The organism is Rhodanobacter sp. OR87 (assembly GCF_000473345.1).
Classification (GTDB): Bacteria; Pseudomonadota; Gammaproteobacteria; order Xanthomonadales; family Rhodanobacteraceae; genus Rhodanobacter; species Rhodanobacter denitrificans.
Genome location: NZ_AXBJ01000036.1, coordinates 1 through 22500 on the forward strand (window position 1 = coordinate 1; position 22500 = coordinate 22500).

The window sequence follows — 22500 nt, forward strand, 5'->3', positions numbered from 1 at the left end:
CGAGGTCAAGGGAGCGCGCTGGGTGAACGTGGTGCTCGGCAACGTCAAACGAGCGATCAGCGGTTGCTACCACGCCATGCGCCAGGCCAAGTACGCGCGGCGCTATCTGGCCGAAGCCGCCTACCGCTTCAACCGCCGTTTCCGACTTGCCGAGCTGCTGCCGCGACTGGCGCGCGCCATGACCCTGTGCAAGCCTTGGCCAGAGACGAAATTGCGCGCCGTCGACAATTTTCATGGCTGAGCGTCGTCGCTAATCAGGTCGCGCAAAGCAGCTTCGGCCGCCTGGCGCAATTCTTGGTCGATTCGAAGCGAGGGGTCTGAAGCGGATTTTATAAATGCACGGCCCACGGCATTGTGTCTGCGGTGCAAAGTTAGCCTGAGCCCGACTCAAACCCTGAGCTTACGGGAGAAGTTGCTCCGCCAGTCTTCAGCATGTCCAGATAGTCGGCCCACTCTTGCATGATTTTCCGGCGCTCAGGCAGATGTTGCGCCTTGTTGTAAACGCCGGAAACTCCTGGTTCCTTATGTGATAGCTGCCGCTCCAGCGCCTCAGGATTCCATCCGAGCTCCCCCAGCATGGTGCGAGCCATATGGCGGAAGCCATGGCCAGTCAGGATCCCCTTGTATCCGATACGAGCCAAGGCGGCATTCACTGCACCATCTGACATGTTTCGGCTGACGCTACGCGCGCCAGGAAACAGATAGCGGCCGCGGCCCGTAAGTTGGTGCAGCTCGCGCAGGATCGCCACGGCCTGCGTAGAGAGCGGCACGATATGCGGCGGGGTCTTGGAGTTTTCCTTCTCGGCCTTACGCAGCTTGCGGATGATCGGTGGCACGGTATAGGTGGGCTGATCGCCATCCAGATCAAAGTTCACCCACTCGGCTTGGCGAATCTCCCCCGGCCGGCAGAACCACAAGGGCGCCAGTTTCAACGCGCAGGCCACCACGAAGGCACCCGTGAAACCGTCGATCGCGCGCATAAGTTCACCGACCTGTGCCGGGGCGGTGATGGTTGGGTAATTCTGCGGCTGGCGCGCCGGCAGAGTGTCACGTAGATCAGCGGCCGGGTCGCGGCTCGCCCGTTCAGTGGCGACAGCGAAACGGAACACTCGGCTTAACTGATGGCGCAGACGGTGCGCCTGTTCGATATGCCCGCGCTTCACCACATGTGCCAGCAGGGGTCGGACTTCAGCGACGCCTATTTCGGCCACGGGGAGGTGGCCAATCCATTGGAATGCGTGGTTTTCCAGCCGATCGAGTTCCTTGGCGTACTGGCCCGGGGTCCACTCACGCTGCTTGAGTTCCAGCCACTCGCGAGCCACCACTTCAAAGCTGTTGGCCGCCCGGTCAACGCCAGCGGCCTTTACAGCCTTGCGCTGCGCACCTGGGTCTACCCCTGAGGCCAACTGCTTACGGGCCTCATCGCGCTTGTCACGGGCATCTTTCAGTCCGGTGTCCGGATAGGTGCCCATACTCAGGGTTTTGCGCCTACCGTCGAACCGATAGTCAAACCGCCACCATCGCGAGCCGTTGGGGTTCAGCAGCAAGTACAACCCTCCGCCATCAGTCATCTTCAGCGGCTTGCTGGCGGGCTTTGCGTTTCTTATCCCGACATCACTCAGCGGCATCACGGCGCCCCATTGACGGTAGCTTTTTTGACGGTAGCAATCTCCCGTCAAAACTACCGCCACCCGACGGTAGATTGCAGTGGACGACATCGTACTACGCCGGACAAAGAAAAGGCCGGAACCCTTGGTATTGCTGGGTTTACCGGCCTTCTTTGGATGTCACTGGATGAGTTCTTGGTGGCTATGGGTGGACTCGAACCACCGACCCCAGCATTATGAGTGCTGTGCTCTAACCGGCTGAGCTACATAGCCTTGGGGGAACCCGCCATGCCGGCATCGGAACGATGCGGGCGGGGCGCGGCAGTTTAGTCGGGTAGCCCGGCAGGTTCAAGCCCGCCGCTTGCCGCTGCTTCGCGCGCTGTGGTTGAATCGGCGGCAGGAGCTCCGCTGCGGTCTTGCCGGCCATGCTGCGCCGTTCGGCCCCAGGAGGCGACATGATTGATGTAGATGGCTATCGTCCGAATGTCGGTATCGTGCTGCTGAACGCGGACGGCCGGCTGTTCTGGGCGCGCCGGATCAATCGCGACGGCTGGCAGTTCCCGCAGGGCGGCATGCGCTCGGACGAGACGCCGCTGGAGGCGATGTACCGCGAGCTGGAAGAGGAGACCGGGCTGGCCGCGCACCATGTCGAGGTGATCTGCGCCACGCACGGCTGGCTGCGCTATCGCCTGCCGAACCGTTACGTGCGCCATCACCAGCGGCCCACCTGCATTGGCCAGAAGCAGGTCTGGTTCCTGCTCAAGCTGGTCGGCGACGAGGATGCGCTGAAACTGGATGCCAGTGAGAAACCGGAGTTCGACCTGTGGCGCTGGGTCGACTTCTGGTACCCCGCCGCACACGTGGTCAACTTCAAGCGGCAGGTCTACGAGCGGGCGCTGCGCCACTTCGCGCCACTGGTCGAGGATCTGTTCGGCGTCCAGCTGGGCAGCCTGCCGCCGCGCGACGAGGCCGGCAGCCCACCCACCGGGCCGCGCGACGGGCGTGCCGCCGCCTGAACCGATTGTCGCAGCCGACCGGTTGATTGTTGACAATCATTCGCATTCGCGTTGCAATGCGCGCCATGTACATCTGCATGTGCAACGCCGTCACCGACCACACCATCCGCCGCGAGGCGGCCGATGGCGTGCGCACCTTCGCCGAACTGCAGGCCCGCACCGGCTGCTCGGACTGCTGCGGCGGCTGCGAGCGGGAAGCACGCACCACATTCGACCAGGCCTTGTCGCAAGTCACCTGCCGGCTGCCACTGGCCGCCGCCTGAGCCTCGCCTTCCGCGGTGTCGTGCGGGTGGGGGCCTCCTGCCGTACGCAACCCTTGTCGCTTCCCGATTCCAGCCGCCGCGACACCGAGTTTGTATAGTCGGCACTGTCTTCGAGCGGAGTGGAAGTCATGAAGGGTGATGCCAAGGTCATCGGGTTCCTCAACAAGGTGCTCTACAACGAACTGACCGCGATCAACCAGTATTTCCTGCATGGCCGGATGCTGAAGAACTGGGGTTACGCCGAACTGGCCGAGCACGAGTACAAGGAATCGATCGAGGAGATGAAGCACGCCGATCATCTGATCGAACGCATCCTGTTCCTCGACGGCCTGCCGAACCTGCAGCACCTGGGCAAGCTGCGCATCGGTGAGAATGCGCTGGAGTCGCTGCAGGGCGACTTGGAGCTGGAACTGGCGGCGGTAAAGGATCTGCGCGAGGCGATCGCCTGCAGCGAAGGCGTCGCCGACTACGTCAGCCGTGACCTGTTCAAGGACATCCTGCACGACGAGGAAGCCCATATCGACTGGCTGGAAACCCAGTTCAGCCTGGTCAAGGACATTGGCGCAGAGCGCTACCTGCAGAGCAAGCTGCAAGGCTGAGCCGCGCGACCACCTGTCCATCGGCGGCACGCCGAAGCGTGTCCCCGTTCCTTGACGCTTTTGTCACGCCGGGGCTATACCTCTGGTTTTCCCCGGAACGCGCCGCATGGCCTCACGACCACCTCCGCGCTTCGTCGTGCGCCGGCACGACGACACCGATCAGCGCCGGCGCTGGCTGTGGCTGGGCCTGGCCTGGCTCGGCAGCCTGCTGGCAGTCGGCCTGACCGCTGGCACATTGATGCGGCAGGCGAATGCCCCGGCGGCCGTGGACCATCGCCAGCAACGTGCCCTGCTCGGCCAGATCGACGATTTGAAGCAGCAAGTGGCCAACCTGCAGCGTGCAGCCCAGGTCAACGAGGTCGCCACCCGTTCGCTGCGCGGCACCCTGGCACAACGCGAGGAGGAGCTGAATGGCCTGCGCGCCGACCTCGGATTCTATTCGCGCCTGGTCGGCGGCGACGCCCAACGGCAGGGGCTGAAGCTGCAGGAAGTGAAGTTGCAGCCGATCGTCGGCTCGCGCGGCTGGAACCTCAGCCTCAGCCTGACCCAGAACGCCAGGCGTGGCGACGAGATTGCCGGCAACGCCCTGGTCAGCGTGGAAGGCCTGCGCGGCGACCAGGTGACGCGGCTGGACTGGCCGGCGCTGGGCGATGCCGCGCAAAAGGACGGCCTGCCGTTCCGTTTCACCTATTTCCAGCAATTGCACGGCACCATCGTGCTGCCGGCGGATTTCCGTCCGACACGATTGCGCATCAGCATTCAGCCCGCCGGCGGCGAGCCGGTCAACCGTGCCGTCGCCTGGGGCGCCGCACTGAGCGGAAACATCACCAACACTGAAGGGGACCGCGATGCTCAACCGTAGACGCAGCGATCGCAGCGATCGCAACCACAGCAGCCACGAGACCAGCCTGATCGCCCGCGGCACGGTGATCCGCGGCGACCTGCGCTTCAGCGGCGCACTGCACCTGGACGGTCGCATCGAAGGCAGCGTGCTGGGCGAGGGCGAGGACGCCGTGTTCACGCTCAGCGAGCACGGCCACGTGCACGGCGAAATCCACGTGCCGCAGGCGGTGATCAACGGCCACGTGACCGGCGACGTCAACGTCAGCGTGCGGCTGGAACTGGCGCCGCAGGCATGCATCGACGGCGATCTGCGTTATCACACGATGGAGATGGCAGCCGGCGCGCAGGTCAACGGACGCATCTCGCGCCAGGCCGGGGACGCTCCGCGCGAACTGCCCGCGCCGGATGCCGAACTGGACGAGGCGATGCCGGCCTGACGCGGTATGCTTGGCAGCAGTCCGCCCGCCCCCATCTAGATGACCATGGAAACTTTCGTCGCGATTCCCGATTACCGCAGCAGCGGCGCCCCGCTGGTGTTCACCGCCGCCGCTGCGCACAAGGTACATGAGCTGATTGCCGAGGAGGGCAATCCGGCGCTGAAGCTGCGCGTGTACATCTCCGGCGGCGGCTGCTCGGGCTTCCAGTACGGCTTCACCTTCGACGAGGCCCAGGCCGAGGACGACCTGGCGATCGAGCGCGACGGCGTGACCCTGCTGTGCGACCCGCTGTCGCTGCAATACCTCGGCGGCGCGCAGATCGACTACGCCGAGAACCTCAGCGGCGCGCAGTTCGTGATCAGCAACCCGAACGCGAAGACCACCTGCGGCTGCGGCTCCTCGTTTTCGGCCTGAGGGCACCACCGATGGATCGGGCCGTGCAGCCCCCGCTGAACACCTTCGCCGGGCTCAGCCTGGTGCTCGATCGCGTCGCCGAGTCGCGCGACGAGTCGGGCTGGATCGTCGAACAGGCCCGCTCGCCGCACGCGCGCTACCTGCTGCTGGACGGCGCCGGTGAAGCCTTCCTGCGCCGCGACGGCGATGCGCTGCGCTGGCTCGACGCGAACGAACGCGAGCAGTGGTTCGGCGAGCAGCGCGCCAGCCTGCTCGGCGTCGCCTACGAGCGCCCGCACTTCCTGCTGGTGACGGACGACCCCGCGCGCCTCGCCGAGCTGGAGCACGCGCTCGACGCCCGCCGCATGAGCCTGCGCGGCGCCGGCTTGCAGCTGGCGGCCGACGAGGCCAGCCTGTTCGCCTATGCCAAGGGCCTGTCGCACTGGCAACGCGAGACGCGCTTCTGCACCCACTGCGGCGCGCCGCTGCTGCTGGTCGCCGCCGGCCACCGCGCGCAATGCACCAACCCCGACTGTGCACGGCTGCACTTCCCGCGTACCGACGCCGCCGTGATCATGCTGGTCGAGCACGACGGCGCCTGCCTGCTCGGTCGCCAGGCCGGCTGGCCGCCGGGGCGCTACTCCACCCTGGCCGGCTTCGTCGAACCGGGCGAGGCGCTGGAGGATGCGGTGCGGCGCGAAGTGGCCGAGGAAGCGGGCGTGATCGTCGACGAAGTGCGCTACCACTCCTCGCAGCCATGGCCGATGCCGGCCTCGCTGATGGTCGGCTTCATCGCCACCGCCGCGTCGCGGCGGATCCGCATGCGTGACCACGAACTGGAGGACGCGCGCTGGTTCACCCCGCAGCAGATCGCCGACGGCATCGCCGACGGCAGCTTCCTGCCCTCCACGCGACTGTCGGTGTCCTATCAGTTGCTGGCGCATTGGCTGCGGCAGGGTGCGGGGCTGGACCTGGACGCGCTGGTCGCCGACACCTCGCCACGCTGATTCCCGGCGCGAACTTCGCGCCGGCCCGCCGGTCACAGCCGCATCCACCACGAAGGATCGGCGATGGCGCACGGAAGCACCCCGCATTACGGCTGCGAGTCTTCGCGTGCGCGCTCCTGGCGGGCCGCATGGCGCCGCGGCGCCATCCTCGGCAGCGTCACGGCGCTGCACCTGCTCACCTTGACGCTGGTGCTGCGTCCCGCGCTGCCGTACAGGGCAGCACGCACCGCCGGCCACGACAACGGCGAGGCACTGCAGCTCAGCTTCGTCGCACGGCCCGGCAGGCCACGATCCGCCAACCCGCCACCACGACCGCCACGACCGCCACGACCCCGGACGATACGCCCGGCAAGGTCGGCGGCGGCGCTGCGAGCACCGGGCGCTGCCGCGTCATCGCAGGCGGTCGTCGCCACCTCGCCGGCAAACGTGCCGGACCGCTCCGGCGACTACCACGCCGCCATCGCTGGCGCGGGCAATTCGCCATGGCCGTCACGCCTGCGCCTGCCGGGCTCGGACATGCCGCCACGCGCCGGTATCCAGCTGCGCACCGCGCCCAGCGTGCGGCAGGTCGTGCACGCAATGACCACCGCCAGCCGCTGCATGTACGAACGCATGAAGATGGAGCGCAGCGGCAACCAGTTCGTCACGCACCCGCTGGTGGAACGTGCGCTCGGCGCCGACGGCTGCGGCCCGCAGGTCGACCATGCGGCATCCGGCAATGCCGTCGACGCGATCTCGCGCCGCGCGATTTTCGGCAACTGAGCGCTCCGCCTGCTGCCGGCGCGTCGCTTACAATGCCGGCACTGTCCGCGAGTTCCTCCGTCATGGCCATCCGTCTGCTCGTCGCCCTCGTTGCCCTCGGCCTGCTGCACCTGATACCGCAACTGGCGCGCTGGCGCGGCGACAGCCTGTTTCGCCGCTGGGTGGCGCAGCTGGCGGATACCAGCGGCGGCGGTCGCGTGGCACTGGCCCTGCTGTTGCCGCTGTTCCTGTGCGCGCTGCTGGAATGGTTGCTCGGGCGTTCGCCGCTGGGCGAGCTGCTGCCGTTGCTGTTTGCGCTGACGGTGCTGCTGTACTGCTTCGGCCCGCGCGAGTTCGAGGCCGACCTGGAGTCGATCCTGGACGCCCCGGACGGCGCCCGTCGCGAAGCCGCGGCGCAGGCGCTGGCCGATGACGGCCAGCCGATTGCCTGGAACGCACCGGCGCTGGGCGAGGCGATCGCCTATGCCGCATTGCGCCGCCGCTTCGCCGTGTTGCTGTGGTTCTTCCTGCTCGGCCCGGTCGGCGCACTGGGGTACCGGCTGGCGCAGACGCTGGGCCGCGACGCGCTGCGGCTCGACCCGGACAGCCGCCGCGCCGCCGATCACGTGGCCAACGCACTGGACTGGCTGCCCGCGCAGCTGCTGACCTTCACCCTGGCCGTGGTCGGCCATTGGGAGGCGGTGATCGGCGCCTGGCAGCGCTGGCACAAACAGGCTGCAGCGACCAGCTGGTATGCGGCCGGCCCAGGTTTCCTGGGCGCCGCGGCGCAAGCCGACGTGCTGATCGACATCGAGGCCGGCGACGGCTACGCCGAGGAACACGGCGATCCGCTGGCCGAATTGCGGCGCCTGCGCAGCGCACTGCTGCGCGCGCTGCTGGCGTGGCTGAGCGTGGTGGCCCTGGTCGTGATCGGCGGCTGGATCGGCTGAGTCGTCCGCTCAGGCCAGTTCCCCGCGCAGCTCGCGTACCCGCGCCTCGAGCGTCGCTGCCGAGACCTGCGCGGGCTCCTGCGGCGCATCGACCACCAGTTCCACCCGCGCCCGGAACCGCCGCGGCAGGCGCGCGCGACGCAGCATCGAGTCGCGTCGGCTCCACACGCTGCCCCACAGGCCGCGCAGCGCCATCGGTACCACCGGCACCGGCCGCCGCGCCAGGATCTTTTCCACGCCGGGGCGGAACGGCGCGATCTCGCCGTCGTCGGTCAGGCCACCTTCCGGGAAGACGCACACCACCTCGCCTGCCGCCAGCGCCGCGTCGATCGCGTCGTAGGCCTGCTGCAGTACCGCAGGATCCTCCTTGTGGCCGGCGATCGGGATCGCTCTGGCAGTGCGGAACACGAAGCTCAGCACCGGGATGCTGAAGATCCTGTAGTACATCACGAAGCGCACCGGCCGGCGCAGTTTCGCCATCAGCAGCAGCGGGTCCATGAAGCTGACGTGGTTGCAGACCAGCAGCGCCGGCCCCTCCCAGGGAATCCGTTCAGTGCCGTCGGCGCGTACCCGATACAGCGTGTTCACCAGCACCCAGGTGATGAAGCGCATCACGAACTCGGGCACCAGGGTGAAGATGTACCAGGCCACCAGCACGTTGAGCAGCGCCGCGGCGAGGAAGATCTGCGACGCATCCAGCCCCAGCGCACCCAGCCCCAGGCCGAAGCCGGCGGCCAGCACGATCAGCAGCGCATTCAGGATGTTGGTGCCGGCGATGATCCGCGACAGCTTCTCGCGTGGCGCGCGGGCCTGCACGTAGGCGAACAACGGCACCACGTAGAGGCCGGCGAACACGCCGATCAGGGTGAGATCGAGCGTGACGCGCCAGCTGCCCGCCGCCTGCAGGAAGGCCCGCCAGTCCAGCCCGCGCGCCGCCGCCATGCCGTGCCGCGCGAAGTAGAGTTCGACGCCGAACGCGGTCAACCCGAACGCGCCCAGCGGCACCAGGCCGATCTCCACCCGCCGGCCCGACAGCTTCTCGCACAGCAGCGCGCCGAGGCCGGTGCCGATCGAGAACAAGGTCAATACTAGGGTATTGACCGAACCGTCGCCGCCCAGCGTTTCGCGCGTGTAGATCGGCAGCTGTGCGATCAGCACGGTGCCGAAAAACCAGAACCACGAGATGCCCAGCACCGCATTGAACACCGGGCGATCGGCGCGGGTGATCGCCAGCACCCGCGCGGTCTCGCTGAACGGGTTCCAGTTGAACTTCAGTTCCGGCGCAGTCGCCGGCGCGGGCGGAATGCGGCGAGAAGCCAGGTAGCCGGCCACTGCCACCGCGATGGTGGCGCCGGACGCCAGCAGCGGCCCCACGCCGGCCACCAGCATCAGCGAGTTGCCGGCGATCATGCCGACCAGCATCGCCATCTGCGTACCCATCTCCACCAATCCGTTGCCACCGACCAGTTCGGCCGGCTTCAGCGCCTGCGGCAGGATCGCGTACTTGATCGGTCCGAACATGGTCGAGTGCATGCCCATCATGAACAGCACGATCAGCAGCAGCGTGGTGTGATGCGTGTAGAAACCGTACGCGGCCAGCGCCATCGCGCCGATCTCGAACAGCTTCACGTAACGGATGATCCGGCTCTTCTCGTACTTCTCGGCCAGCTGCCCGGCGGTGGCGGAGAACAGGAAGAACGGAATGATGAACAGCGCCGGCGCCAGGTTGGTGTACAGCGACACCGTGCGATCGCCCAGCCCCATCTGGAACGCCACCAGCATCACCAGCGCATTGCGGAACGCATTGTCGTTGAACGCCCCCAGCGCTTGGGTCCAGAAGAACGGCGCGAAGCGGCGTTTGCCGAGCAATGCGAATTGGCTCATGCGCTGTCCTGATGGCGGTACTTCCGCGCTCGTGCTGGATGCCTGGCGGATTCAACGATTATTGCCATGAGCAAGGTTCAGACACAACTCAAACGGATCCAAAAAAAAACGCCACCCGATCAAGGGTGGCGTTCTCTCGAAACAAGGTCAGAGCACGATGCTCGTTCCTTTAGGCGAAACTACTTAGTAGTCGTAGGACATCGACAGACGCACGTAACGCGGCGTCTGGAAGTATGTACCCATGCCGTAAGTGTTCGAGACGGTATTCACATCGGTTTGAGAGCGCGGGAAGGTGTTGGTTACCTTCCGCTCATTGAGCACGTTGAACACGCTGGCCGAGAAGGCAAGCTTGTGATCTGCAAAGGCTGGACGATAGGCCACGCTCAGATCGATCTTCTTGGTCCACGGTGTGTTGCCAGCCGCACCCGGGCCACTGAGCTTGCCGAAGCAGTAGTGGTAGTCACCGCCATAGCTGATCGGATCGTCCTGATTCGGACCGAAATAGCCCAGGCAGGTCTTCGGCGAGCCCGACTGGATCCGCGCCGCGCCGGACACCAACCACTCTGGAGTGATCTGATAACTACCGTAGAATTTCAGCTGGTGCCTACGGTTATTCGACAGTACGCCACCGCTGCCGATCATCAGCTCGGCTGCATCCCAGTCTTCCGTCTTGGACACGTCGTTCTGCTCGAGATCCGAGCGCACCTGACCCTCGGTGTTGCCCCAGCTGCGCGAGAACGTGTAGTCGACGCGCGCCTGCCATTTGCCGTTGAACGGATGTTCCAGGTACATATCGAGGGCGTAGTACTTGCGCTTGGCACCCTGGTTGAAGCCCCAGTCGGCCTGGGACATCTGGACGCTCTTGTAGCCGCCGTTCGAGTCGTTGAGCAGGAAGGTGTTGGTCCGGCCTGGGTTGAAGATGTAGCAGCTGTGGATGTCGAGCGTGGAAGTATCCACGCCCTGCGCAATCAACTTGTCTTCGATCTTGCCGCCGTCGCAGACGTCATCGATCGCGGTCTGCAGCTTGCGATAGGTCGCCTTCGCGCCATAGGCCCAATCCGGACCCAGGGTCTTGTCGAAACCAAGGATGGCCTCATCCTGGTACTGCGACTTCAGGTTGGTCGGGCCGAAGGTCTTGTTGTCCGGCGCAATGCCGTACTCGCTGTTGGAGGAGACCGGGCCTGGACCAAGTGCGGTCAGACCGGTCGGCGCGCCGTTGGCGTCGATACCGGTATAAGTGAAGTATTCACGCGTGTAGGTGGACGCCGAGGCGCCACGAATCGCGACGCTGTTCGGCAACGCGAGGAAGTAACGACCGAGATTGCCGTAGACCTTGAACGAGGCGTCCCCGAACACATCCCAGCTGGCACCCAGACGCGGCGCCCACTGATTCTTCTGGTCGACGTAGGGCTTGGCCACGTTGTTGTAGTTGGTGAAGTGGTCGTTGCGAAGACCGAGGCTCAGCAGCACGTTGTCGCTGACCTGCCAACGATCCTCGAGATAGAACGCCTTCTGCTTGACCGACATGCTGGTGGTCGTCGAGAAGATGTATTTGTAGACGTAGTAGCCGTTGCCACCCGGCGCGCCAACGCCCAGACCGGGAACGAGCGGCGAACTCGGTTTTTGCGTGCGGGCGTAGGTCCATCGATAGCCCGGACCACCCATCGCCTGACCTTCGTTGTGCGCGGCGTAGTACTGGTTGTCGATGCCCACGGCAAGATGATGATCAGCCAACTGGTATTCCAGGTCGACTCGCAGGCCGCGCGTCTTGCTGCCCGCATCCGGCGACGTGACCGAGGAAGTCGGCACACCGTTGCGAATCGGAGTACCGCCGGTAATGGCCGGATTCTGAAGGGTGGTACCGGTCAGGTACGGCAGCGTGGCGCTGAGACCCGGCGTCACCGTATAGTCGTCTTTCTTGCTCTTGCCGTAGGTCGCCGACAACGTCAGATCGTCGGTGATGTAGCTGGTGTACTTCGCGATGTCGTACCTGGAGGCGTACTTGTGCGAGATCGGGTGACTAAAGAGGGCGCTGGCATGCGTACCCGTCGCATAGTCATATGCATACAGGTCACCGCTATAGGACTCGTTGCTCTGGATGTGGCTGTATTCGAGAATGTTGCTGTCGTTGATGTTCCAGTCGAACTTTGCGTACATCTTGGGCAGGCTGTACTTGTACTTGTTGACCGCGGGCGCCGAGGACGACACGACCGAGGTACTGTCGCCCTGCTGTTTTTCCGCTTCGGCGGACAGGAACATGTACAGGCGATCCTGGATCAGCGGGCCACCGGCGTAGGCGGAGTAGCTCGTGGTCCAACTGGTGTTGCCCTTGCGGTTGCGATAGATCGTGCCCGGCACTTTCGTATCGTTGTAGATATAACCCGGCGGCAACTGGTTATTCGGGTAGTAGACGTTCTTCGGGTCGTTGGCCAGGGATTTCGGCGACCACGTGACCTGGGCACCGAAGTGCCATTCGTTGGTGCCGCGCTTGCCGACCTGGCTGATCACGCCGCCATCGGAGCGACCGTACTTTGCGCTGTAGCCGCCGGTGTAGATTTCCTGCTGATCAATCGAGCCATACGGGAGACCGACGCCACCCAGAGCCCTGAGCGGCTCGGTGGTGTTGTAGCCATTGATGTAGTACGCATTCTCGGTGACGCCGGCACCACCGAACGACACCGTATTACCGAAGCCGGCATTGCCGGCGACGACGCCCGGAGCCAGCAAAGCGATGGCCTCCGCGCTGCGGCCGAGCGGCAGCTTGGCGAGCTCCTGCGCGGTGATGACCGTACGCGAGTCAACCGACGATACGTCGATCACCGGAAGCGCGTTGGCCTGAACCGTCACTGCCGCGAGATTCTGGGCGCTTTCTGCGCCGGCAAAGGACACCGCCGTACCGGCGCCGACGACAATGTTGACATTGTCGCGCGACTCGACCGCCACGCCATCCTTCTTCAAGGTGACGGTGTAGGTGCCAAGCGGCAGGTTGCTGATGCTATAGCGACCGCTGCTGTCGACCTGAACTTCACGAGTGACGCCGGTCGAGCCTTTTACGGAGACGGTCTCGCCAGCAGCCGCCGGAGCTTGGCCAAAGATGCTGCCGGTGGTGGCTTGGGCGAAGGCAAGACCCGTGATGCCCATGCCCAGTGCCAGAGCAAGCGCCGTCCGTTGCAGCTGCCCCGCCTTGAAATTTCTACGCGAATTCATCAGTGGTGACTCCCCATGGTTCGGCCCGAGCCATCCGGGCACAAGAAACTTTTGTGTGTTCGTGGCATCCAAGGGCGGCATCCCGGAAACTATGCAAGCCCACGCCGATCCACATGATTTAGACTAGGTTTCCTACGCGGACAGCTCGCGTAAGTTATTGCGACGTTAGTTCAAGAAAACACGTAGGTCAACACTTCCCTAACATTCTGTTTCGGTGCTTTCGCTTGACTTTCGGCATAAACTTACGCTAGACCCCACCCACGGCGGTACTCTCGATGGATATGCAAACCCCCATGGCTTCGCAACCCGCAGAAACCTTCGCCGAACGTATCAAGTTGCTGATCCAGCGCGTGGGCAGCGCCACGGAAATCGCCCGAATGTGTGGCTTCTCCGAGGGCGTGGTGCGCAGTTGGCGTGATGGCAACACCGATCCGTCACGTGCACGGTGCGTGACGCTGGCCAAGACGCTGGGCATTTCGCTGGTCTGGCTGGTGGCCGGCGAGGGGACGCTGCAGGTCGATCCCGCACCCACCGGCATGGATGAGCAGTACAGCTCGGAAAAAGCCACGCCGCACCGCTCCCGGGCTCAGCTGCCCGCAGTCGGTCACATGGCCGCCGCCACGGCGGTCGACGCGCAGCGGCTGGACACTGCCGTACGCATGCTGCAATCGGAGCTGAGTTTGGCCGACAGTCGTCTTTCGCTGTCCGAGAACACCGACCTGCTCAGTCAACTCTATGAGATGCTCGGTCCCGGCGGCTCGCATGTGGACCCGCTGGCCATGGTGACTTTCAACCAGCGGCTCGCCGAGCGGATTCGCCGGGAACGCAACACGGCCTGATCCATCCAACACCTGGTTGCGACAGGGAAGGCGTGGCAGCCCGCAGGCTGCCACGCTTTTTCGTACCAGCGTTCAGAGCAGGGCGATATCGGCGATGGCGCCGAACTGGGCTTTCAGCTGGCCCAGCAGCGCCAGCCGATTGGCGCGCACCATCGGATCGTCGGCATTCACCAGCACACTGTCGAAGAATGCATCCACCGCTGCTTGCAGTTGTGACAGGCGCGCCAGCGCCGCGGTGTAATCGCCGGCGGCCAGGGCGGCGGCGCTGTCGTGCCGTGCCGAGGCCAGCGCATCAGCCAGTTCGCGTTCCGCATCCGCCTCGAAACGCGTGGGGTCGATGGTTCGGCCGATCGGGGGCGCGCCTGGCTCGTCCGCGTGCTTGCGCAGAATGTTGGCGACCCGCTTGTTGGCTGCCGCCAGGCTGACCGCCTCCGGGCAGCGGCTGAACTCGGCCACCGCACGCAGGCGGCCGTCGAAATCGGCCAGGCTGACCGGCTGCACCGCCAGCACCGCTTCAAACTGCGCGTTGTCGAAACCCTGCTCGGCGTAATAGCCGCGCAGGCGGTCGAGCACGAAGTCGTACAGTTCGTCGGTCAGGATCGCCCGCCGCTGGCCGGCGTTCAGGGCCGGCGGCTTGCCGTCCTTGCCCGGCTTCAAGCCCGCCGCCAGCGCCGCGTCCGGCAGTAGTTCCAGCGCCTCGATGAAGCTGGCACGCAGGTCCAGTTCCAGGCCGCCCTCGATCAGGGTGCGCGCCAGGCCCAGCGCGGCGCGGCGCAGGGCAAACGGATCCTTGTTGCCGCCGGGCTTCATGCCGACGGCGAAGATGCCGGCCAGGGTGTCCAGCCGTTCGGCCACGGCCAGCACCTGGCCAAGCCGGTCGGCGGCGATCGCGTCGCCGCCGAAACGCGGCTGGTAGTAGCTGTCCAGCGCCTCGGCCACCGCCGCCGTCTCACCGTCGTGGCTGGCGTAATAGCGCCCCATCACGCCCTGCAACTCGGGAAACTCGCCGACCATGCGGGTCAACAGGTCGCACTTGCTCAAGGAGGCGGCGCGCGTGGCCAAGGCGGCATCGACGCCGACCCGGTTGGCGACCACCCGCGCCAATTCGGCGACGCGCACGCTCTTGTCCCACAGGCTGCCCAGTGCCTGCTGGTAGGTGACGTTCTTCAGCTGCTCCTGGTAGCTGGCCAGCGGCGTCTTCAGGTCCTCGTCCCAGAAGAACTTGGCATCGGCGAAGCGCGGCCGGATCACCCGCTCGTAGCCCTTGCGGATCTCGGCCGGATCCTTGCTCTCGATGTTCGCGATGCCGATGAAGTGCTCGGTCAGCTTGCCGTCGGCGTCGAATACCGGCACGAACTTCTGGTTTGCCACCATGGTGGTCACCAGTGCCTCGGGCGGCACGCCGAGGAACTCGCGCTCGAACGTGCAGGCGATCGCCACCGGCCATTCGGTGAGGTTGGCCAGCTCGTCCAGCAGCGCATCGTCGAGCCGCGGCACGCCACCGGTCACTCCGGCGGCCTGCCTGACCTGGTCGCGAATGCGCTGGCGCCGTTCGCCCGGATCAGCCAGCACGTTGCAGGCGCGCATCGCATCCAGCCAGCCGTCCGCGTCAGCCAGATGCACCGGTTGCGGATGCATGAAGCGATGGCCGCGCGACTTGCGGCCGCTGTTCAGGCCCAGCACCCTGCCGTCGACGATGTCGGCACCGTGCAGGATCACCAGCCAGTGCGCCGGGCGCACGAAGCTGTAGTCGTGGTCGGCCCAGCGCATCGGCCGCGGGATCGGCAGCGTCTTCAGCGCCTCGTCGATGATTTCCGGCAACAGCGCCGCCACCGGCTGGCCCGGCTTGACCGTCCGCCAGACGAACCAGCCGCCCTTGTCGGTTTCCAGTTTTTCCAGCTGTTCGACGCCGACGCCGCAGGACTGCGCGAAGCCAAGCAGCGCCTTCGACGGCTGGCCCGCCGCATCGAGCGCCGCGGCCAGCGCCGGGCCACGGCGTTCCAGCGCCTGCTGCGGCTGCGTCACGGCTACCGCTGGGATATACGCCGCCAGGCGGCGCGGCGAGGCATAAGCCTGGGCCAGGTCGAGCCCGGCGTCGATGCCGCGCTTGGCCAGGCCATCGCAAATGCCGCGCAGGAAAGCGGCGGACAATTCATCCAGCGCCTTCGGCGGCAGCTCCTCGGTGCCCAGTTCGATCAGCAGTGACTTGGCGGCGCTCATGCGGCCTGCTCCTTCGCGTTCTTCGACGGCGCATGCTTCAGGCCCGGGAAGCCGAGCCTCTCGCGCTGCGCCACATAGGTCTCGGCCACGCTGCGCGACAGCGTACGCACGCGCAGGATGTAGCGCTGGCGCTCGGTGACGCTGATTGCGCGGCGCGCGTCGAGCAGATTGAAGGTATGGCTGGCCTTCATCACCTGTTCGTACGCCGGCAGCGGCAGGTTCGCCACGATCAGCTGATTCGCGGTGGCCTCGCACACGTCGAACCAGTGCAGCAGTTCGGGCACGTTCGCGTGTTCGAAATTGTAGGTGCTCTGCTCCACCTCGTTCTGGTGGAACACGTCGCCGTAGGTCACGATGCCACGTGGACCGTCGGTCCAGACCAGGTCGTAGACGTTGTCCACGTTTTGCAGGTACATCGCCAGCCGCTCGAGGCCGTAGGTGATCTCGCCGGTCACCGGGCGGCATTCCAGTCCGCCGGCTTGCTGGAAATAGGTGAACTGGGTGACCTCCATGCCGTTGAGCCAGACTTCCCAGCCCAGTCCCCAGGCGCCCAGGGTCGGCGACTCCCAGTTGTCCTCGACGAAGCGCAGGTCGTGCACCAACGGATCGAGGCCGAGCTCCTTCAGCGAGCCGATATACAGATCGAGGATGTTCTCGGGATTAGGCTTCATCACCACCTGGTACTGGTAGTAATGCTGCAGCCGGTTCGGATTCTCGCCGTAGCGGCCGTCGGTGGGCCGGCGCGAGGGCTGCACGTAGGCGGCGGCCCAAGGTTCGGGACCGAGTGCGCGCAGGAAGGTGGCGGGGTGGAACGTACCGGCGCCGACCTCGGTGTCGAGTGGCTGCAGCAGCACACAGCCCTGCGCCGCCCAGTAGCGGTTGAGGGTCTGGATCACATCCTGGAAAGTGCGTGCAGACATGGTTTTCCGTGACCTTGGGTAAAGCGCGTTAGTATAGCTGCAGCTCGCTTTTCCACCGGGTTCCGGTCGGAAAACGCATCGCGGGGGACGCATCCGGATGGCCGCTTCACCTCAAATCGCATCCCTGCTCGGCCGGCGTGGCCGGCTGGAGCTGGACGAACTGCTGGCGACGCTGGTGGTCGACGGTTACCTGCTGGCCGATGACGCCAAGCAGGTGCGCATGGGTGCCCGGGCCGGCCGCAGCACGGTCGAGCTGCACCCGCTGGTGCTGATCGCGAACGCCAAGCTGGCAAACCAGCACGAAAAGGGCCGACCGCTCAGCCTGGAAGCCCTGACCGAGTGGCTGGCCGGCCACGCCGGGCTGCCGTACCTCAAGATCGACCCGATGAAGATCAACGTCGCCTCGGTGACCCAGGTGGTGAGCCATGCGTACGCCAAGCGCCACCGGATCCTGCCGATCGCGGCCGCTCCGGGCGAGGTGACGTTCGCCACCTGCGAGCCGTTCGAAGCCGGCTGGGCGCCCGACCTCGCGCAGATGCTGCGGCGGGACATCAAGCGCGTGGTGGCCAGCCCGATCGACATCAACCGCTACCTGCAGGAGTTCTACGGCGTCCAGCGCTCGATCCAGCTGGCGCAGGACGCCAAGGGCGGCAGCGATGCCTCTTCGGCGATCCTCAACTTCGAGCAGCTGGTCGAGCTCGGCAAGAGCGGCGAAGTCGGCGCCGATGACCGCCACGTGGTGCACATCGTCGACTGGCTGCTGCAGTACGCGTTCGAGCAGCGCGCCTCGGACATCCACCTGGAACCACGCCGCGATACCGGGCATATCCGCTTCCGCATCGACGGCGTGATGCAGAAGGTGTTCGAGTTGCCGGCGCCGGTGATGACCGCGGTGACCGCGCGCATCAAGATCCTGGCGCGCATGGACGTGGCCGAAAAACGCCGCCCGCAGGATGGCCGCATCAAGACCCGCTCGTCCTCCGGCCGCGAGGTGGAGCTGCGCATCTCGAACATGCCCACGGCGTTCGGCGAGAAGGTGGTGATGCGCATCTTCGATCCGGACCTGGTGGTGAAGGACTTCGCCCAGCTCGGCTTCTCTCCCTCTGAGGGCGCCAACTGGCGCAGCATGGTGGAGCGACCACACGGCATCGTGCTGGTCACCGGCCCGACCGGTTCGGGCAAGACCACCACGCTGTATTCCACGCTGAAGCACCTGGCCACGCCGGAGCTCAACGTGTGCACGGTGGAAGACCCGATCGAGATGGTCTCGCCGGAGTTCAACCAGATGCAGGTGCACGCGGCGATCGAGCTGGATTTCGCCGCCGGCGTGCGCACGTTGCTGCGACAGGACCCCGACATCATCATGATCGGCGAGATCCGCGACCTGGAAACCGCGCAGATGGCCGTGCAGGCCTCGCTCACCGGCCACCTGGTGCTGTCCACCCTGCATACCAACGACGCGCCGAGCGCGGTCACCCGCCTGCTCGACCTGGGCGTGCCGCATTACCTGATCCAGTCCACCCTGACCGGCGTGGTGGCGCAGCGACTGGTGCGCACGCTGTGCCCGCACTGCAAGCGGGCGAGCGCGCAGGACCTTCAGGCCTGGACCGTACTCACCCACGGCTGGGACATGCCGCTGCCGCAGCAGGTGTTCCAGCCGGTCGGTTGCCTGGAATGCCGCAATACCGGCTTCCTCGGCCGCACCGGCATCTACGAGATGCTGAAGCTGTCGCCGCGCTTGCGTGGCATGATCTCGGCCCAGCTCGACCTGAGCGGGTTCGGCCAGGCCGCACTGTCCGAAGGCATGCGCCCGCTGCGCATCTCGGCTGCGGACCAGGTGGCGGCCGGACTGACCACCGTGCAGGAAGTCCTCACCGTGTTGCCGCCGATCGACGCGTTCGACGATACTCAACCGTAAAGACGTTCGATGAAGAACCATCGGTCCTGCGCATGAAACCCGTCCTGATCGTCCGCACCGGCCGTGCGCCCAACCCGATTCGCGCCCGCCACGGTGACTTCCCGCACTGGTTTCGGCTCGGCGCGGGGCTGCATCCGCGGCAACTGCAGGTCATCGATGTCGCTGCCGGCGAAGCGTTGCCGGCACCACGAGAGGTCGCCGGCGCCATCATTACCGGCTCGGCCGCCATGGTCACCGAGCGATCGACGTGGAGCGAACGCACGGCCGGCTGGATTCGCGACGCGATGGACATCGAACTGCCGCTGTTCGGCGTCTGCTACGGCCACCAACTGATGGCTCACGCGCTGGGCGGGCGCGTCGATTATCTGCCAGGCGGGCGCGAGATCGGTACCCAGACCATTGAAGTGTCGATGCTCGCCACCCGGGACCCGCTGGCCGCGTCGCTGCCGGCGCGTTTCCGCGCACACACCACGCACGAGCAAAGCGTGGTCGAACCGCCGGACAGGGCCACCGTGCTCGCCCGATCGACGCGGGATCCGCATCAGCTGCTGCGTTACGGACCGCATGCGCTCAGCGTGCAGTTCCACCCGGAGTTCAACGCCGAGGTGATGCGTGCCTACATCCGGCGCAAGCAGGCCGATCTGCGACTCGAGGGTGCGGATCCCGAGAAGATCTTCAGTGCCGTGGCCGCCACGCCGATCGCCCGCCAGCTGCTACGCCGTTTCTCACGTCACCACCACTGGGCCGTGGCGGCGGGCTGACGACTCAGCCGCGCAGGCGACGCGCGATCGCATCGCGCGAGAACAGCGCGAAGACCACGCCGAACAGGAAACCGCCGATGTGCGCCCACCACACGTAGGCGCCGTAGCTGGCTCCCGCATAGCTGAACAGCAACTGCAGCAGCACCCACAAGCCGATCAGCAGGAATGCCGGCACCCGCACGAACTCCAAATATAGTCCCAGCGGCAGTACCAGGCCGAGCCTGGCACGCGGAAACAGCGCCACGTAGGTACCGACCACCGCCGATACCGCACCGCTGCAACCGATGATCGGCAGGCGCACGCCCGTGAGGGACAACGCACCGATCAGGTTCGCCACGATTCCACCTACCGCGAACAACAGCAGGAACCGCAGCGAGCCCAGCGCGCGCTCGCCCGGCAGGCCGAAGATGGCCAGGAACAGTAGGTTGCTCAGCAAGTGCAGCCAGGTCACATGGATGAACAGTGCCGTGAACAGCCGCAGCAAGGCAGGGTCGGTCAGCTGCGGCAGCAACGCCTGATGCGGATCGAAGATGTTCGCCGGTACCGTGCCCCATTCCAGCAACAGGGACACCCTTTGCGTGGCAGGCGTCAGGGCCAGACCCACGAAGCACATCACGCAGACCGTCACTACCAACAAAGTTGCCCAATGCCAACGCGGACGACGACGTGTTTCAACATGGACAAACAAGAGTCGCCCCCAGACATGCACCGGGCCGTGGTGTGCCAGCCATCATAGGCGATGATGAATGGCCCGCGGCGATGGGATCGGTATTTCGACACCAAAGCCCCCGAGCGTTGCCGTTGGGGGAGTGAGGCTGATAAAGACGAAGGCCTCCCCGGATGGGGAGGCCTTCTAAGGATAAAGCCCCTGGCGGTGACCTACTCTTGCATGGCAAAGCCACACTACCATCGGCGCATGCGCGTTTCACTTCTGAGTTCGGGATGGGATCAGGTGGGACCACGCCGCTATGGCCGCCAGGGAAGGGGTGGGAGCAGCGCTGACGCGCCGGCTCCGCATTTTTGAAGAGTCCGCCACGGATGGCGGGGTTTTGACTCTTCTTTTCGTGAGAGGGATCTCACGTGAGATAAATCGTAAACGAGTGACAAGCGTCGAGGTGAATTCGATATTTGGCAAGTGCCTTGGAACGATCGCTCTTTCGAAGGCTCCGGCCATGGATGGCCGGTAGCTTCGCAGAGGGACCTGCGTAAAACAAAGCCACTTGGGGTTATATGGTCAAGCCGCACGGCTCATTAGTATCAGTTAGCTGAACGCATTGCTGCGCTTCCACACCTGACCTATCAACCACCTGGTCTTGATGGTGCCTTAAGGAGAGTCAAGCTCTCGGGAGATCTCATCTTGGGGCGTGCTTCCCGCTTAGATGCTTTCAGCGGTTATCACTTCCGTTCATAGCTACCGGGCAATGCCTCTGGCGAGACAACCCGAACACCAGCGGAACGTCCACTCCGGTCCTCTCGTACTAGGAGCAGCCCCCCTCAAATCTCCAACGCCCACGACAGATAGGGACCGAACTGTCTCACGACGTTCTGAACCCAGCTCGCGTACCACTTTAAATGGCGAACAGCCATACCCTTGGGACCGGCTACAGCCCCAGGATGTGATGAGCCGACATCGAGGTGCCAAACACCGCCGTCGATATGAACTCTTGGGCGGTATCAGCCTGTTATCCCCGGAGTACCTTTTATCCGTTGAGCGATGGCCCTTCCATACAGAACCACCGGATCACTAAGACCTACTTTCGTACCTGCTTGATCCGTCGATCTCGCAGTCAAGCACGCTTATGCCTTTGCACACAGTGCGCGATGTCCGACCGCGCTGAGCGTACCTTCGTGCTCCTCCGTTACTCTTTGGGAGGAGACCGCCCCAGTCAAACTACCCACCATACACGGTCCCTGACCCGGATTACGGGCCGAGGTTAGAACGTCAAGCACTTCAGGGTGGTATTTCAAGGATGGCTCCATGCAAACTGGCGTCTGCACTTCAAAGCCTCCCACCTATCCTACACAGAAGAACTCAACGTTCAGTGTAAAGCTATAGTAAAGGTTCACGGGGTCTTTCCGTCTTGCCGCGGGAACGCTGCATCTTCACAGCGAATTCAATTTCACTGAGTCTCGGGTGGAGACAGCGCCGCTGTCGTTACGCCATTCGTGCAGGTCGGAACTTACCCGACAAGGAATTTCGCTACCTTAGGACCGTTATAGTTACGGCCGCCGTTTACTGGGGCTTCGATCAAGAGCTTCGCCTTGCGGCTGACCCCATCAATTAACCTTCCAGCACCGGGCAGGCGTCACACCCTATACGTCCACTTTCGTGTTTGCAGAGTGCTGTGTTTTTGATAAACAGTCGCAGCGGCCAGGTTACTGCGACCCTTCAATGCTCAGTCACGCACGTGACCACATCGAAGGGCGCACCTTCTCCCGAAGTTACGGTGCCATTTTGCCTAGTTCCTTCACCCGAGTTCTCTCAAGCGCCTTGGGATTCTCACCCTGCCTACCAGTGTCGGTTTACGGTACGGTTTTTCTACAGCTGAAGCTTAGTGGCTTTTCCTGGAAGCGTAGTATCGGTCACTTCGCCCAAAAGGGCTCGTCTCGGTGCTCGGCATAAAGGATCCCGGATTTGCCTAAGATCCATGCCTACCGCCTTTCCCCGGGACAACCAACGCCCGGTAGACCTAACTTTCTCCGTCCCCACATCGCACTGTAGAAAAGTGCTGGAATATTAACCAGCTTCCCATCGACTACGCATTTCTGCCTCGCCTTAGGGGCCGACTCACCCTGCGCCGATGAACGTTGCGCGAGGAAACCTTGGGCTTTCGGCGTGGGGGCTTTTCACCCCCATTATCGTTACTCATGTCAGCATTCGCACTTCCGATACCT

The 22500-nt window shown here is 64.7% G+C and carries 19 protein-coding genes, 1 tRNA gene and 2 rRNA genes (1 of these 22 only partly in view); 13 read left to right on the top strand and 9 right to left on the bottom strand.

Annotated elements, in window-relative coordinates; genetic code table 11:
* Positions 1–241: transposase (locus RHOOR87_RS19440; protein WP_043795962.1), on the top strand; the 241-nt coding region annotated here is incomplete at its 5' end.
* A 130-nt stretch (positions 242–371) separates the two neighbouring features.
* Here the strand turns inward: RHOOR87_RS19440 and RHOOR87_RS0117815 are convergent.
* Both RHOOR87_RS0117815 and RHOOR87_RS0117820 read right to left on the bottom strand, forming a co-directional pair.
* The gene (locus RHOOR87_RS0117815) at positions 372–1718 is read right to left on the bottom strand and encodes an integrase arm-type DNA-binding domain-containing protein (RefSeq protein ID WP_231381833.1); all 1347 of its coding nucleotides are present in this window, start codon (positions 1716–1718) and stop codon (positions 372–374) included.
* Between the two features lie 85 nt (positions 1719–1803).
* Positions 1804–1880 (bottom strand) — tRNA-Met (locus RHOOR87_RS0117820).
* Positions 1881–2062: 182 nt separating this feature from the next.
* On the opposite strand from RHOOR87_RS0117820, the gene RHOOR87_RS0117825 reads away from it, so the two are divergent.
* From RHOOR87_RS0117825 to ampE, 9 genes are all read left to right on the top strand, one after another.
* Positions 2063–2623 carry an RNA pyrophosphohydrolase gene (locus RHOOR87_RS0117825; RefSeq protein WP_007513850.1) on the top strand — a complete coding sequence of 187 codons (561 nt, stop codon included), beginning with the start codon at positions 2063–2065 and terminating at the stop codon, positions 2621–2623.
* Between the two features lie 65 nt (positions 2624–2688).
* Entirely contained in the window at positions 2689–2886 is a 198-nt protein-coding gene (locus tag RHOOR87_RS19445; RefSeq protein ID WP_037115451.1) for a (2Fe-2S)-binding protein, read from the top strand.
* Between the two features lie 128 nt (positions 2887–3014).
* Positions 3015–3485, top strand: coding sequence for a bacterioferritin (bfr, locus tag RHOOR87_RS0117835; RefSeq protein WP_007513847.1), 471 nt, complete (start codon positions 3015–3017; stop codon positions 3483–3485).
* 106 nt (positions 3486–3591) lie between these two features.
* Entirely contained in the window at positions 3592–4347 is a 756-nt protein-coding gene (locus RHOOR87_RS0117840) for a DUF6776 family protein (RefSeq protein WP_007513844.1), read from the top strand.
* Positions 4334–4765: a polymer-forming cytoskeletal protein gene (locus tag RHOOR87_RS0117845; protein ID WP_015449117.1), complete on the top strand. Its 432-nt coding sequence runs from the start codon at positions 4334–4336 to the stop codon at positions 4763–4765. The genes RHOOR87_RS0117840 and RHOOR87_RS0117845 overlap by 14 nt, the downstream gene beginning before the upstream one ends.
* 45 nt (positions 4766–4810) lie before the next feature.
* Complete coding sequence (gene erpA / locus RHOOR87_RS0117850; protein ID WP_027485805.1) at positions 4811–5179, top strand: iron-sulfur cluster insertion protein ErpA; 369 nt, start codon at positions 4811–4813, stop codon at positions 5177–5179.
* Between the two features lie 11 nt (positions 5180–5190).
* Positions 5191–6165: an NAD(+) diphosphatase gene (nudC, locus tag RHOOR87_RS0117855; protein ID WP_007513837.1), complete on the top strand. Its 975-nt coding sequence runs from the start codon at positions 5191–5193 to the stop codon at positions 6163–6165.
* 63 nt (positions 6166–6228) lie between these two features.
* Positions 6229–6927, top strand: coding sequence for a hypothetical protein (locus tag RHOOR87_RS0117860; RefSeq protein WP_027485806.1), 699 nt, complete (start codon positions 6229–6231; stop codon positions 6925–6927).
* Positions 6928–6989: 62 nt separating this feature from the next.
* Entirely contained in the window at positions 6990–7856 is an 867-nt protein-coding gene (gene ampE, locus RHOOR87_RS0117865; protein WP_027485807.1) for a regulatory signaling modulator protein AmpE, read from the top strand.
* Positions 7857–7865: 9 nt separating this feature from the next.
* Here the strand turns inward: ampE and RHOOR87_RS0117870 are convergent, their stop codons facing one another.
* On the bottom strand, positions 7866–9740 hold the full coding sequence (locus RHOOR87_RS0117870; protein WP_015449121.1) for an MFS transporter: 1875 nt from the start codon (positions 9738–9740) through the stop codon (positions 7866–7868).
* Between the two features lie 183 nt (positions 9741–9923).
* A complete protein-coding gene (locus RHOOR87_RS0117875; protein WP_027485808.1) occupies positions 9924–12947 on the bottom strand; it encodes a TonB-dependent receptor in 3024 nt (1007 codons plus the stop codon).
* A 293-nt stretch (positions 12948–13240) separates the two neighbouring features.
* Here RHOOR87_RS0117875 and RHOOR87_RS0117880 point away from each other — a divergent pair, with 293 nt between their 5' ends.
* On the top strand, positions 13241–13786 hold the full coding sequence (locus RHOOR87_RS0117880) for a helix-turn-helix transcriptional regulator (protein WP_007513824.1): 546 nt from the start codon (positions 13241–13243) through the stop codon (positions 13784–13786).
* A gap of 72 nt (positions 13787–13858) precedes the next feature.
* Here RHOOR87_RS0117880 and glyS read toward each other — a convergent pair whose 3' ends face one another.
* Positions 13859–16006, bottom strand: a complete 2148-nt coding sequence (gene glyS / locus RHOOR87_RS0117885; RefSeq protein WP_027485809.1) for a glycine--tRNA ligase subunit beta — start codon at positions 16004–16006, stop codon at positions 13859–13861.
* Entirely contained in the window at positions 16003–16926 is a 924-nt protein-coding gene (gene glyQ, locus RHOOR87_RS0117890) for a glycine--tRNA ligase subunit alpha (RefSeq protein WP_027485810.1), read from the bottom strand. Before glyQ ends, glyS begins: the two co-directional genes overlap by 4 nt.
* Before the next feature lie 97 nt (positions 16927–17023).
* Between glyQ and RHOOR87_RS0117895 the strand changes: the two genes are divergently transcribed.
* A complete protein-coding gene (locus RHOOR87_RS0117895; protein ID WP_027485811.1) occupies positions 17024–18844 on the top strand; it encodes a GspE/PulE family protein in 1821 nt (606 codons plus the stop codon).
* A gap of 32 nt (positions 18845–18876) precedes the next feature.
* Positions 18877–19605 carry a glutamine amidotransferase gene (locus RHOOR87_RS0117900; RefSeq protein ID WP_007513815.1) on the top strand — a complete coding sequence of 243 codons (729 nt, stop codon included), beginning with the start codon at positions 18877–18879 and terminating at the stop codon, positions 19603–19605.
* Positions 19606–19609: 4 nt separating this feature from the next.
* Here the strand turns inward: RHOOR87_RS0117900 and RHOOR87_RS0117905 are convergent, their stop codons facing one another.
* The 3 genes from RHOOR87_RS0117905 to RHOOR87_RS0117915 all read right to left on the bottom strand — a co-directional run.
* On the bottom strand, positions 19610–20293 hold the full coding sequence (locus RHOOR87_RS0117905) for a rhomboid family intramembrane serine protease (protein WP_015449126.1): 684 nt from the start codon (positions 20291–20293) through the stop codon (positions 19610–19612).
* Positions 20294–20471: 178 nt separating this feature from the next.
* Positions 20472–20585 (bottom strand): 5S ribosomal RNA (gene rrf, locus RHOOR87_RS0117910).
* Between the two features lie 250 nt (positions 20586–20835).
* Positions 20836–22500: ribosomal RNA gene (locus tag RHOOR87_RS0117915) — 23S ribosomal RNA — on the bottom strand (it continues 1215 nt past the right edge of the window).

Bases quoted from the DNA above. Each gene is read 5' to 3' on its own strand.
- RHOOR87_RS0117815 (WP_231381833.1), bottom strand. From the start codon at position 1,718: ATGTCGTCCACTGCAATCTACCGTCGGGTGGCGGTAGTTTTGACGGGA.
- RHOOR87_RS0117825 (WP_007513850.1), top strand. From the start codon at position 2,063: ATGATTGATGTAGATGGCTATCGTCCGAATGTCGGTATCGTGCTGCTG.
- RHOOR87_RS19445 (WP_037115451.1), top strand. From the start codon at position 2,689: ATGTACATCTGCATGTGCAACGCCGTCACCGACCACACCATCCGCCGC.
- bfr (WP_007513847.1), top strand. From the start codon at position 3,015: ATGAAGGGTGATGCCAAGGTCATCGGGTTCCTCAACAAGGTGCTCTAC.
- RHOOR87_RS0117840 (WP_007513844.1), top strand. From the start codon at position 3,592: ATGGCCTCACGACCACCTCCGCGCTTCGTCGTGCGCCGGCACGACGAC.
- RHOOR87_RS0117845 (WP_015449117.1), top strand. From the start codon at position 4,334: ATGCTCAACCGTAGACGCAGCGATCGCAGCGATCGCAACCACAGCAGC.
- erpA (WP_027485805.1), top strand. From the start codon at position 4,811: ATGGAAACTTTCGTCGCGATTCCCGATTACCGCAGCAGCGGCGCCCCG.
- nudC (WP_007513837.1), top strand. From the start codon at position 5,191: ATGGATCGGGCCGTGCAGCCCCCGCTGAACACCTTCGCCGGGCTCAGC.
- RHOOR87_RS0117860 (WP_027485806.1), top strand. From the start codon at position 6,229: ATGGCGCACGGAAGCACCCCGCATTACGGCTGCGAGTCTTCGCGTGCG.
- ampE (WP_027485807.1), top strand. From the start codon at position 6,990: ATGGCCATCCGTCTGCTCGTCGCCCTCGTTGCCCTCGGCCTGCTGCAC.
- RHOOR87_RS0117870 (WP_015449121.1), bottom strand. From the start codon at position 9,740: ATGAGCCAATTCGCATTGCTCGGCAAACGCCGCTTCGCGCCGTTCTTC.
- RHOOR87_RS0117875 (WP_027485808.1), bottom strand. From the start codon at position 12,947: ATGAATTCGCGTAGAAATTTCAAGGCGGGGCAGCTGCAACGGACGGCG.
- RHOOR87_RS0117880 (WP_007513824.1), top strand. From the start codon at position 13,241: ATGGCTTCGCAACCCGCAGAAACCTTCGCCGAACGTATCAAGTTGCTG.
- glyS (WP_027485809.1), bottom strand. From the start codon at position 16,006: ATGAGCGCCGCCAAGTCACTGCTGATCGAACTGGGCACCGAGGAGCTG.
- glyQ (WP_027485810.1), bottom strand. From the start codon at position 16,926: ATGTCTGCACGCACTTTCCAGGATGTGATCCAGACCCTCAACCGCTAC.
- RHOOR87_RS0117895 (WP_027485811.1), top strand. From the start codon at position 17,024: ATGGCCGCTTCACCTCAAATCGCATCCCTGCTCGGCCGGCGTGGCCGG.
- RHOOR87_RS0117900 (WP_007513815.1), top strand. From the start codon at position 18,877: ATGAAACCCGTCCTGATCGTCCGCACCGGCCGTGCGCCCAACCCGATT.